Source organism: Paraburkholderia sp. Tr-20389 (assembly GCF_017104565.1).
GTDB lineage: Bacteria > Pseudomonadota > Gammaproteobacteria > Burkholderiales > Burkholderiaceae > Paraburkholderia.
In genome coordinates, this window is record NZ_JAAGPD010000064.1 from 46206 (window position 1) to 58208 (window position 12003).

Annotated in this window: 11 protein-coding genes and 1 pseudogene; 7 read left to right on the forward strand and 5 right to left on the reverse strand. The window is 64.2% G+C overall.

Annotated features, from left to right (window positions below):
• The first annotated feature begins 2 nt into the window (after positions 1 to 2).
• The 5 genes from G3N95_RS36955 to mdcH are packed head-to-tail and all read left to right on the forward strand — an operon-like array spanning position 3 to position 3628.
• Positions 3 to 308 carry a malonate decarboxylase subunit delta gene (locus G3N95_RS36955; protein ID WP_205975020.1) on the forward strand — a complete coding sequence of 102 codons (306 nt, stop codon included), beginning with the start codon at positions 3 to 5 and terminating at the stop codon, positions 306 to 308.
• Complete coding sequence (locus G3N95_RS36960) at positions 305 to 1186, forward strand: biotin-independent malonate decarboxylase subunit beta (protein WP_205975021.1); 882 nt, start codon at positions 305 to 307, stop codon at positions 1184 to 1186. Before G3N95_RS36955 ends, G3N95_RS36960 begins: the two co-directional genes overlap by 4 nt.
• Positions 1183 to 2001, forward strand: coding sequence for a biotin-independent malonate decarboxylase subunit gamma (gene mdcE / locus G3N95_RS36965; protein ID WP_205975022.1), 819 nt, complete (start codon positions 1183 to 1185; stop codon positions 1999 to 2001). The genes G3N95_RS36960 and mdcE overlap by 4 nt, the downstream gene beginning before the upstream one ends.
• Positions 2001 to 2693 (forward strand): malonate decarboxylase holo-ACP synthase, encoded by a 693-nt coding sequence (locus tag G3N95_RS36970; protein WP_205975023.1) that lies wholly within the window; start codon positions 2001 to 2003, stop codon positions 2691 to 2693. Before mdcE ends, G3N95_RS36970 begins: the two co-directional genes overlap by 1 nt.
• Positions 2693 to 3628, forward strand: coding sequence for a malonate decarboxylase subunit epsilon (gene mdcH / locus G3N95_RS36975; RefSeq protein ID WP_205975024.1), 936 nt, complete (start codon positions 2693 to 2695; stop codon positions 3626 to 3628). The genes G3N95_RS36970 and mdcH overlap by 1 nt, the downstream gene beginning before the upstream one ends.
• 66 nt (positions 3629 to 3694) lie before the next feature.
• Here the strand turns inward: mdcH and G3N95_RS36980 are convergent, their stop codons facing one another.
• Positions 3695 to 4285, reverse strand: a complete 591-nt coding sequence (locus G3N95_RS36980; RefSeq protein WP_205975025.1) for an alpha-ketoglutarate-dependent dioxygenase AlkB — start codon at positions 4283 to 4285, stop codon at positions 3695 to 3697.
• A gap of 127 nt (positions 4286 to 4412) precedes the next feature.
• Positions 4413 to 4727: a hypothetical protein gene (locus tag G3N95_RS36985; protein ID WP_205975026.1), complete on the reverse strand. Its 315-nt coding sequence runs from the start codon at positions 4725 to 4727 to the stop codon at positions 4413 to 4415.
• A 349-nt stretch (positions 4728 to 5076) separates the two neighbouring features.
• On the opposite strand from G3N95_RS36985, the gene G3N95_RS36990 reads away from it, so the two are divergent.
• Entirely contained in the window at positions 5077 to 6237 is a 1161-nt protein-coding gene (locus G3N95_RS36990; protein WP_205975027.1) for a metallophosphoesterase, read from the forward strand.
• Between the two features lie 19 nt (positions 6238 to 6256).
• On the opposite strand, the gene G3N95_RS36995 is transcribed toward G3N95_RS36990, so the two are convergent.
• The 3 genes and pseudogenes from G3N95_RS36995 to G3N95_RS37005 all read right to left on the reverse strand — a co-directional run bounded on the left by G3N95_RS36995 (position 6257) and on the right by G3N95_RS37005 (position 10525).
• Positions 6257 to 7771 carry an acetyl-CoA hydrolase/transferase family protein gene (locus G3N95_RS36995; protein ID WP_205975028.1) on the reverse strand — a complete coding sequence of 505 codons (1515 nt, stop codon included), beginning with the start codon at positions 7769 to 7771 and terminating at the stop codon, positions 6257 to 6259.
• 136 nt (positions 7772 to 7907) lie between these two features.
• A complete protein-coding gene (locus tag G3N95_RS37000; protein ID WP_205975029.1) occupies positions 7908 to 8129 on the reverse strand; it encodes a hypothetical protein in 222 nt (73 codons plus the stop codon).
• A gap of 118 nt (positions 8130 to 8247) precedes the next feature.
• A pseudogene (locus G3N95_RS37005) lies at positions 8248 to 10525 on the reverse strand (FUSC family protein).
• A 198-nt stretch (positions 10526 to 10723) separates the two neighbouring features.
• On the opposite strand from G3N95_RS37005, the gene G3N95_RS37010 reads away from it, so the two are divergent.
• The gene (locus tag G3N95_RS37010) at positions 10724 to 11722 is read left to right on the forward strand and encodes a LysR family transcriptional regulator (protein WP_205975031.1); all 999 of its coding nucleotides are present in this window, start codon (positions 10724 to 10726) and stop codon (positions 11720 to 11722) included.
• Positions 11723 to 12003 lie beyond the last annotated feature (281 nt).

Consider the following 12003-nt stretch of genomic DNA (forward strand, 5'->3'; position numbering starts at 1 on the left):
TGATGGAACAGATGACATTCGACTATCCGGCGCAACGCGCGATCACGACGCGCGCGCATGTGGGCGTTGTCGGATCCGGCGACCTCGAAGTGCTGCTGGCGCCCGCCGGCGCGATGAAGGCGACCGTGACCGTGCGCACCAGCGTCGACGGCTACGGGCACATCTGGAAGAGCGTGCTGGACCGCTTCTTCACGCGCTACGACGGCGCGGCGCAGATCGAAATCAACGACTTCGGCGCGACGCCCGGCGTCGTGGCGCTGCGGCTCGCGGAAGCCGTCGAAGCGGCAGACCAGGGAGCAGGCGCATGAGCACGGCAACACGCCACCACGCGCCGACGCTGCGCGACAGCTTCATCGAACTGACGGCACGCGAGCGCGCCCGCGCGCTGCTCGACGAAGGCTCGTTCCGCGAGCTGCTCGGTCCGTTCGACCGCATCGAATCGCCGTGGCTGCCGCTGCAGGGCATCGTCTGCCAGGCCGACGACGGCGCGGTGATCGCGCGCGGCACCATCGACGGCCAGCCGGCCGTGATCGCCGCGATCGAATCGGCGTTCCAGGGCGGCAGCATCGGCGAGGTGTCGGGCAGCAAGATCGCGGCGGCGCTCGAACTCGCGCTGCGCGACTGCGAGCGCGGCAAGATCGTGCGACCCGTCGTGCTGTTCGAAACGGGCGGCGTGCGCTTGCAGGAAGCGAATCTCGGGCTGGCCGTGATCGCGGAGATGCAGGCGGCCATCGTCGCGTTGCGGCGTCATGTGCCCGTGGTCGGCGTGATCGCGGGCATGGTCGGGTGCTTCGGCGGAATGTCGCTCGCGGCCGGGCTGTGTTCGTATCTGATCGCGACGAAGCAGGGACGGCTCGGCATGAACGGCCCCGAAGTGATCGAGCAGGAAGCGGGCATCGAAGAACTCGATGCGAGCGACCGCCGCCGCGTGTGGCAGATGATCGGCGGCGAACAGCGCGTGGCGACAGAACTTGCCGACGCGCTCGTCGACGACGACGCGCACGCCGTGCGCACTGCCGTGCGCGATGCGTTCGCGCGCGGCGTGCCGGCCGCGCACCGCACGCAACAGGTGGACGCGTATCTGGCGCGGCTCGCGCGTATCGATCCCGCCGACGTCACGCCGGAAACGATGCGCGGCGTATTCAATGCAAACGAAGCGGCCGCGCCGCGCAAGGAGCAATCATGAACGGCACGGCAGGCACGCGCGGCATGCGCTGGTTCAGCGCGCTGGCAGGCGATACGTCGACGGGCGCGCCCGTCTGGTCCGGCGAAGCATCGCTCGGTGGCGAAACGGCGAGCTTTTTCTCCGTGGTGCCCGATGCGGACAACCGGTTTCCACGCGCACGCGACAACGTCGTCGGCCTCGAACAGGGCTGGAAGCTGGCGCAGGCCGTGCGTGAAGCGGTGGCGCGCGATGCGTCGTCGGAACGCAAACGCCCGATCGTCGTGATCGTCGACGTGAAGAGCCAGGCGTACGGCTATCGCGAAGAAACGCTCGGCATTCATCTGGCGTGCGCCGCCGCCGTCGACGCGTATGCGAGCGCGCGCGACGCCGGGCATCCCGTCGTTGCGCTGATCGTCGGTCCGGCGATGTCGGGGGCGTTTCTCGCGCACGGCTATCAGGCGAACCGGATCGTCGCGCTCGACGCGCCCGGCACGATGGTGCACGCGATGGGCAAGGAAGCAGCCGCGCGCGTCACGCGCCGCACCGTCGATGAACTCGACAAGCTCGGCGAAACGATCACGCCGATGTCGTACACGCTGGCGTCGTTCGCGAAGCTCGGCTTGCTCGACACGTTGATCGAAAACGTCGATGCCGATGCGCCGACGGACGCGCAGATCGAACGCGTGCGCGGTGTGCTCGCCGAAGCCGTGCGTGGCGCGCGCTCGGATACGACACGCGGACTGTCGCGGCGGCTCGAATCGGAGACGGCGAAAAAGACACGTGCTGCGTCGATCGAAGTGCGGCGGCGGCTCGCCGAACAGTGGGACGCTGCGTGATGCGGGTGTGCGCCGCCGCGCCGTTTGCGCCCGTCGATGGGCTTGCCGCCGGCGATCCGCGCTGGCAGGCGCATGACATTCTGCGCGTGCGCCGGCTCGAAGCATTCGACGAGGAGCCGGCGTGGGTCCGCGATGCGTTCGCGCGCGCGCCGTTCGTCGTCGTACGGCGGGCGCAGGCTGCTGCGGGCTTCGTCGCGGTCGGCGTGCGCGGTACGGCGCGCAACGAGCGTTATGGGACGTGGACGCGAATCGAGGATATCGACGCTGTTTTCAGGCCCGAAGCGTTGCTGTCGCTTCGTTCGGATCGTCCGGTGTTGCCCGCCTTCGTCGCGCTGGATGCGCTGCGTCGCGATACATCATGCCTGGCCTCATTCACCTGGGGTCCAACCGGAAGCACCGGCTTCGAACTCGCGACAGGCACACCGGCCGTCACTTCAACCAGCGACCTCGATCTGTTGATACGGATGCCGAATCGTTTGACTCACGACGACGCCTCGCGAATTCAGGCCTGGCTCGACGCGCACGCAGCGCAAGCCGGTGTGCGCATCGACGCACAACTCGAAACGCCGGCCGGCGGCGTCGCGCTCGCCGAATACGCGTCCCGCAAGTCCCGCGTGATGGCGCGGCAGGCAAGCGGCCCGCAACTCGTCGCCGATCCCTGGGCGCGCGCTTCCGCGCAAGCGTGTCTGTGATGCTCGCTTATCTTTTCCCCGGTCAGGGCGCGCAATCCGAAGGCTTCCTGCAACGCCTCGGCACACACGCCGTCATTCAGGCGACGCTCGCCGAAGCGTCCGACGTACTCGGCGTCGACGTGCTCACGCTCGACACGCGCGCCGCGCTCGAGTCGACTGTCGCCGTGCAGACAGGCCTGCTGATCGCAGGCGTCGCGATGCAGCGCGCACTCGCTGCAGAAGGATTGACGCCCGAACTGAGCGCCGGCCTGTCGGTCGGCGCATACGCGGCCGCCGTGAGCTGTGGCGCGATCGCGTTCGCCGACGCACTGCGCATGGTGCGCAAGCGCGCCGAACTGATGGAGAACGCGTACCCGCAGGGCTACGGCCTTGCCGCGATTGCCGGGCTGACCGAACACGAAGTCGAGCGGCTCGCCGACGCGCAAGCCCAAGCCACACACGAACGCGTCTACATCGGCAATGTGAATGCGCCACGCCAGATCGTCGTTGCAGGCTCGGATGCCGCGCTCGATGCGTTCAACGCACGCGCACTCGCAGCCGGCGCGCGCAAGGCGACACGGCTCGCCGTCAGCGTGCCGTCGCATTGCGCACTGCTCGCCGCAGCCGCCGACTCGCTGATCGACTACGCGCGCGGCGTGCCGTTTCGCGCGCCGTCGAGCGGTTACATCGGCAATCGCGGCGGCCGCGCGCTCCATACGGCCGACGCCGTACGCGACGATCTCGCCACCAACATGCGCTATACGGTTCGCTGGTTCGACGCGCTGACCGTGATGGTCGAAATGGGCGCGACGGTGTTCGTCGAAGCGCCGCCCGGCCAGGTGCTCACCGATATCGTTCGCGAGCAGTATCCCGACACGGCCGCGATCGCGGCGAGCACGATGCCGTTCGAACGGCTCGCGCCGACCGTCCAGCGACGCATCGAATCGGCGGTTTGAAACCGATTCCTTATGCGCATAAATTTTTTAAACTTTTAATGCGCGTGTAGCAAATTCATGCGCGCTTCAGCGCGGCGTCACGAAGCGGAACGTCAGGTTCACGCGTTCGCCCTGCACGTTCGGCTCTTTCGGCACGCGATGCCGCCATTCGGCCTGCGTACGTCCGCGCATCACGAGCAGGCTGCCACCCTTCAGCTGATACGACTCCACGACGCGCGTCTTGTTGTGCTGCAGATCGAAGCGGCGCGTCGAACCGAGGCTCACCGACGCTATCACGGGTTCCCTGCCGAGTTCGGGTTCTCGGTCTGCGTGCCAGCCCATGCTGTCCGCGCCGCTGCGATATCGGTTGAGCAGAACGCTGTTGAACGGCGCGTGGCTGGTCGCTTCGACGGCAGCCCTCAGTTCCGCGACGGCGGGCGTCCACGCCGCAGGCACATTGCGGATGCCCGAGTACACATAGACGGCATCGGGCTCGCCTTGCCACGCAGTGAGCCGCGGTAGCGGCACTTTCCCCGCGGGCGTGAACATCGAATCCTGCTGCCAGGACACTTCCGCGACGACACGCGCCAGCAGTTGCGCGGCGGCATCGGCGGTGAGCCAGTCGGGGAACCACGCGACGTCGGGCGTCGGCACATCGTCGAACAGATCGGCGGACATCGGCTTGCGGTCGCGAACGGAATGCGCTCGCGACACTCTCTTTCGGAGGAAAACAGCGGATATTATCGAACGCACTGTGGCTGCGCGTCACCCGCGCAGCTTGCGCTTTCATTCGCCGCGGGTAAGCTCAGCTCGTCAGCAGCGCGACGTAGAACACGATTGCGCCGATCAACGCGCCGATGAAGCAAAAGCCCTCTTCCGCTTCGTCGCCGCGCGAGCGCAGCCAGGCGGCGACGACGCCGAACAGGCCCGCCACGCCGAGGGCGACGAACACCATCACCACATAGAACAGCGCCGTGCGGCCCAACTCGGAAAAGTCGATGGTCCGCACGCCGTAGTAGACGCCGAGCGCCATCAGCGACAGCACGACCATAGGCAGCATCACATGGCTGCCTTCATGGCCGATGTGATGCTCGCGATGCGCGAGTTTTGTCGTTTTCATCGTTCGTCTCCCCCCAAACCGCAGACCGGTATGGTGATCAAGCGCCCGCGCTTGCCGGGAACAGGACGCGACGCGTGCCGTCGGCAGCTGCGCTCAATTTGAGAATAGTCCGTTCAGTCGCTCAATTCAATAGCCATTTAATAGACATTTAATCGGCATGACGAACAACTTACGATACGCCGCCTGTTGCATTGCAACGTGCCGCGCACAGACCGCGTCACGCCCTCTGCGCCCGCCTTCGGCAAGCGCGCGGAACTGCTTGTAGAATGACTGGCCGCCGCTCATCTTCTGCCGGCGTGCGCTTTCCGCGACTCACCTTCCGCGCGCGATCCGCGCTCCGCTCCCATCTATGCGCCGTCTATCGTTCTTCATCCGGATCATCGTCATCGGCATCCTGTTGCATGCATATGTCGGCATCCGGATCATTCCCGAACTCCCCGTCGATACTGCCGTGAAAGCGTTGTGCGCGGTGTGGCTCGCGCTGTCCGTGCTGCTGATTCCCGTCGGCATGATCGCCCGCTCGATCCAGCGGCAGCCGCTCGGCGATCGGCTCGCATGGGCGGGGTTGATCGCGCTGGGTCTGTTTTCGTCGTTGCTCGTGCTGACCTTCGCGCGCGAGCTGTTCCTGCTCGTCGTGCTGATCGTTCATGCGCTGTCGCCGCAAACGCTGGATCCGGCGCGCTGGCAAACCGACAGCGCAATCGCCGTGCCGCTGCTCGCGCTGCTGTCGACCGCCATCGGTTTCTTCAATGCGCGGCGCCGCGCGCGCGTCGTGTCGATCGACGTGCCGATCGACGATCTGCCGCAGGAACTAAACGGCTTCACGATCGTGCAGATCAGCGATATTCACGTGGGGCCGACTATCAAGCGCGGTTACGTCGATGCGATCGTCGATGCCGTCAATCGCCTCGAGCCCGATCTGATTGCTGTGACGGGGGATGTCGTCGACGGCAGCGTCGAGCATCTCGCCGATCACACGCGTCCGCTGTCGCGGCTGAGCGCACGGCATGGCGCGTATCTGGTGACGGGGAATCACGAATATTATTCGGGCGCCGATGCCTGGATTGCCGAGTTCCAGCGGCTCGGTCTGCATGTACTGCTCAACGAGCATGTGGTCGTCGAGCACGATGGCGCGCAGGCTGTGATCGCGGGCGTCACCGATTATTCGGCCGGCCATTTCGATCCCGCGCACGAGAGCGATCCCGCCGCGGCGCTGGAAGGCGCACCCGGCGACGTGCTGATCAGGGTGCTGCTCGCGCATCAGCCGCGCTCGGCGGAAGCCGCCGCCGATGCGGGCTTCACATTGCAGCTGTCCGGCCACACGCATGGCGGCCAGTTCTTTCCCTGGAATTTCGCCGTGCGTCTGCAACAGCCTTTTGTGGCCGGACTCGCGCGGCTCGATAACCTGTGGGTCTATACGAGCCGCGGCACCGGGTATTGGGGACCGCCCAAGCGTCTGGGCGCGCCGTCGGAAATCACGCGTTTGCGTCTGGTCGGCAGCGGCGCCTGATACGCGTCAGTTCGCTGCGTTACGCGATGAGCGTGTGCTCCGGCAGCATCGAGCCCGTTTCCTGGAAGCGCGCATGCCACGCGAACGCTTCGCGCAGCACGTGCGGCGTCTGGCCGCCGAAGCGTAGCGCATCGCGGTAGTAGTCGCGCAGCAGATCGCGATACAACGGATGCACGCAGCGCTCGATGATCAGCGACGCGCGCTCGCGCGGCGCCAGTCCGCGCAGATCCGCGAGGCCGATTTCCGTCACGACGACATCGACGTCATGCTCGTTATGGTCGACGTGCGGCACCATCGGCACGACGCTCGAAATCGCGCCGTCTTTCGCGATTGACTTCGTCGCGAAGATCGCGCACGACGCATTGCGCGAGAAGTCGCCCGAACCGCCGATGCCGTTCATCATGTGCGTGCCGCCGACGTGCGTCGAGTTCACATTGCCGTAGATATCGAACTCGAGCGCCGTGTTCAGCGCGATCAGGCCGAGGCGGCGAATCACTTCGGGATGGTTGCTGACTTCCTGCGGACGCAGCACGAGCCGGTCGCGATAGCGCCCGAGATCGCCGAACACCTGCGCCTGACGCTTCTCCGTCAGCGTGATCGACGCGCCCGACGCGAACGTGACCTTGCCGGCGTCCATCAGATCGAAGGTCGAGTCCTGAAGGACTTCGGAGTAGATCGAAAACGGTTCGAACGGCGAGTCGGCGAAACCGGCCAGCACGGCGTTCGCAATGGTGCCGATGCCCGCCTGCAACGGCGGCAACGGAGAAGGCATGCGTCCGTTCGACACCTCGTGCTGCAGGAACTCGATCAGATGACCGGCGATCAATGCCGTGTCTTCGTCGGCGGGCAGCGCGGTCGACGGGCTGTCGGGCTTGTCCGTGATGACGATGGCTGCGATCTTCTCGGGCGGAATCTCGATCGACGTCGTACCGACGCGGTCGCTCGGGCGCACGACGGGCAGCGGCTCGCGATGCGGACGGCGGCCGGGAATCCAGATGTCGTGCAGTCCTTCGAGTGCGAGCGGCTGCGCCAGATTGATTTCGACGATCACTTTGTCTGCGAGAATCGCGAAGCTCGCCGAATTGCCGACGGACGTGGTCGGCACGATGCCGCCTGTTTCCGTGATCGCGACGGCTTCGATGATCGCGACGTCGAGCTTGCCGAGCTGACCCGCGCGCAGCATTTCGACCGTCTCGGACAGGTGCTGGTCGACGAACATCACGTCGCCGCGATTGATCGCCTTGCGCAATGTGTTGTCGACCTGGAAAGGCAGACGGCGCGCGAGCACGCCGGCGTCCGTCAGCAGGCTATCCACACCATGGCCGAGCGAGGCGCCCGTCATCAGCGTGATGCGCAGCGGCTTGCCTTCCGCGCGCGCGCGTTCAGCGAGCGCGACGGGCACCGCCTTCGCATCGCCCGCGCGCGTAAAGCCGCTCGCGCCGACGCGCATGCCATTGTCGATCAGCAGCGCTGCCTGCGCCGCCGATGTAATCTTGCCGCGCAATGCGGCACAACGAATCCGGTCTTCGTACATGAATGAAAGTCTCTCCGATGTCACGCTCGCGACTGCCGCAGTGCACCTCTTATTGTCGGTGTGCGTCGTGCGGCCGTCGCTCGATTCCGCTTTATCCCTTGATATTGCTCAGGATGACTGCGCAATGTCGCTCTGATCAGCTACCGAAATACATCGTGCAGTAGCTCACGGGACCGACACACTCATTGGCCTTCTTCGCCGGTTTCGCGACGGGACGCTGCGCTTCGGGTTGAACGACGCGAGCCGCGTTCGCCTGGGCAACCTGTTGCGCGCTTTCGTCCGCCGGCGCCGCCTGCGCATGCGCAAGAGCCGCAGCAGACAACGAACAGGCCATCAGGACCAACTTCAGCGCTTTCATTTCAATCTCTCCAGTGGTTTCAAAGACTGCGTAAGCAGTGGTTTCAATATATGACTGTGATCGATGGGAATTAAGAGGGCCGGCTGGAAGGCATTCTTCCTGGATACGGCAAGATCTTTCAGGTGCTGATGTGCCTGTGTGCTGTTTGCGCCTGGTTCGGCGCAAGAGACTGTTGTGTTAATCGTGCTCTGAGCTTCGACGAGGCGCGCGTGCGGGCATTAGCGCGCGTCGAACGGGGCGTCTTTGTCGAGCAGCGCCGTGCGGATGAAATGCAGGCAACTGAGGATGCGTTGCTGGTCGTGCCGTCTTTCGCGATCCGTGTGGACCGCATCCAGCACTTGCTGCACGACCCGCATCGCCGCGCGCACCGAGATCTGCGCTCTGTCCGCATGCGCCTTGTCCGGGCGTTCGAAGAGTTCGGCGAGATCGTGCGTGACGCGATCGAGAGACGGCTGCCAACGGACGTGCACGTCGCGCGCGTAGGTTGCACGGTCGATTTCGCTGCGCAGGTCGATGGTGGCGTGGCCCACTTCGAGCGTGACCAGCATCCACCTGAGCGCTCGACGATGACGCCGCGAGCGTTTCGGTAACAGCATGCGCAACTGGTGCATGAGATCGTGCGTGCTCGACTGAAAACGCTGCGCGAGACCCGTCAACGGCGCGGTACAGGCAAGCGTGATCTGGCTGCGCAGGTCGCCTTCGATCCGCGCGGTCAGCCATGGCATCTGAACGGGGAAAACGATCGCGGCGCCCACGGCCGTCACGAGCATCGAGACGACGATCGCGATGCCGTTGTTGATCAGCAGATCGGGCGCATAGACCACTACGTTGTCGGGTGCGGCGAGCAGACAGAAGAACACGGTGAAGCCTACTCCGTAGCCCGCTGTCTTCGAACGCGACGCGAAGAAGGTGCCCGCCGCGAGCGCGGGCGCGAGCATCGCGCAAAGCAACGGAAAGCCGTCGATGACGGGATACACGTAGCACGTGAACAGATAACCGGCGACCGTCGCGCACGCCGCGCCAACGGACATCTGCAACGCAAGCTTGACGGGATTCGGCGCCGCTGACGTCAGCGCACAGGTGAGCGCCGCGCCGATCACGGCCATGCCGCCGCTCGGCCAGTTCGTCGCGATCCAGAACGCGCTCACAGCGCCGACCACAGCCGCCGTGCGTGCGAACGTGCACGCGACCACGAAGGCGTTGGTCCGGCTCACGTAACGCACGGCAGGCCGCTCGCGCGCCGGATTGTGATTGGTCTCCAGCGACGCGTAAGTGTCGATATAGCGAATGAACTCGACGACAAAGCGGTACAGCAGTTCGCCCGCCGTATCGAAATCGGGCAGGCATTGCGGCTCGCCCGATTCCAGCGGGCGACGCGTCGCGCGCATTCTTGCGGGCAGTGTCGACTGGAAGGTCTTGAGTCTGATTGCGACACGAGCGGCATCCGACGAATCAAAGCGACGTTCGTTGTGCGCGATGAGCAATTGCGATAGCTCTATGAAGTATGGCGCCGTCGCTTGTTCGACCTGAGTCGAGCCGTTGCCACGCAGACGCTTTCTCAATTGATGCAGCGCATGCAGGCGTGCGCAGACGTCCATGAATTCGTGATTCAACCTTGCAAGAACCTGACTGCGAGAGCGCATGCCCGGATCTTCGAACGCTGCGAAAGCGCGCGTCGCCTCGAAGCCGACGACTTCATCGACGAGGTCGGCGAAATACCGTTCCGACGCGCCTCGCTCGACGGCCCCATCCAGCACTTTCACGGCAAAGGCACTAAAATTCAGATGCCTCGATTGCAGTGCATTTTGCAGCGCGAGGCTGGAGCGGCGCGGCACGATCAGCGCGCTGACGGCAGCCGAACAGACGATGCCGACGGCCACTTCGGCGGCACGCGTCAACGCGGCGAGAAACAGGCCATTCGGTTCCATCACGGTCGGAATGCCGATCAGCGCCGCGGTGTAGCCAGCCAGCACGAAGCCGTACCAACGAAAATGCCGATACCGGACCGCTGCCGCCACGCATACACCCATCCACGCGGTGATGCCGAGCATGTACAACTCGGGTTGCTGCGCGAACAGCGCGCCCAGCAACAGCGCGGCCAGCATGCCGACGAACGTCCCCACGATCCGATAGAAGCTCTTCGCGAGCACCATCCCGCTGAACGGCTGCATCAACACGAACACGGTGGTCATCGCCGTGCGCGGTTGCTGCAGTTCGAGCAGCATCGCGATGCCCAGCGCAAGCAGCGCGGCCGTCACGGTTTTGAAGAGGTGAAGCCAGATGAGGCCGTCGGTCGTCGCCCATTCCTTTCCGGCATCGGCGATTGCGCGCGGAATGCCAGCGTGCCATCCGAACGTATCGGAAGACACTTGCTTGATCGCATGCTGGCGTTTCATGGACTAGTACCCCGCGGGGTTGTTGTCGGAGGAATGCGCGGATCGAACTGGCGCATGCCTATCCTGAAGGCGCCGATTGTAGGAGCCGACGTGGCGGGAATTAATGGGAGGCGTCGGGAACGTCTCTTCCAGATCACTCAACAATGGCGGCCCGCAACAGGCGGACAATAACGGTTTGATGTCGATCAAGAAGGATTGATGGATACGTTACAAAACATGCGGGTGTTCGTGCGCGTCGTCGAGGCAGGCAGCTTCACGGGCGCGGCGCAATCGCTCAATACGACGACGGGCGCGATGTCACGTGCGGTTTCAGAACTCGAGGCCCATTTGCGGACCCGTCTGTTGAATCGGTCGACGCGGCGTCTTGCACTGACGACAGCAGGTGAGAGATATCTGAAGCGATGTCAGCTGATTCTTGCTGATATCGATAATGCGGAAGAAGAAGCCAGTGGCGCGCATGAGCGTCCAGCGGGCGTGTTGCGGATGCATAGTTTTGCGAGCATCGGACAGCACTATGTGTTGCCTGCGATCTCGCGATATCGCGCGCTGTATCCCGAAGTGGCCGTCGAGCTGACGCTTTCGCAGCAGTTGCCTGATCTGTTCGAGGGGAGCGCGGATGTGGCGGTCGTCGGCGCGTCGACATTGCCCAATTCGGATCTCGTATCGCTTCTGCTTGGGACGACGTTCAGCATTCTGTGCGCATCTCCTGCGTACATTCATGCTCACGATGCGCCCAAAACGCCCGCCGATCTGCTGCATCACGACTGTCTGCTGCTCAAGACGCCGGCGTTTCCCACCAGCGAGTGGACGCTCGAGGGCCCTAACGGCAACGAAGTGCTGAATGTGAACGGTCCGGTGCAGGTCAATATCGCGGAATCGCTGATCGTGGCGATCCGAGAAGGCATGGGGATCGGCATGTTGCCGCTGTACGCGGCGATCGACGGATTGCGGACGGGGTCGCTCGTGCGTGTGCTGCCTGAGTACACGCTGCAAAAGATGAATGTTTATGCGCTGTACCCGTCGCGTAAATTCATCGACGCGAAGACGAGGACCTGGGTGGAATTTTTGCGGACGCATTTGCCGCAGGTGATTGCCCGCGATGTCGCTCTGTTAGGTGAGGTCGGACGGCAGGATGGGGTTAGCGGTGCGCTCCATGCTGGTGACGGAGGTGTTGCGGATCACCCAGTGAAGCATTGATTTCGGACGCGCGGCCGGTGGTTTGAGTTTTTTTTGGGGTCACTGGCTGCGAACTGAACAACGCGTCGCACTGTGAATGATTTTATATGCCGTCAAGGGACGCTTTTTGCCGAGAGCTAGAAATACCTTGTTCGGAACGTCACGAACGGCGTCCGATAAACTTCACGCCCACAAACGCCAAGACCCCGCTTTTGAGGGCGGGGTCTTGGACTGGGTAAGGAGCCTGACGATTACCTACTTTCACACGGGCAATCCGCACTATCATCGGCGTGGAGTCGTTT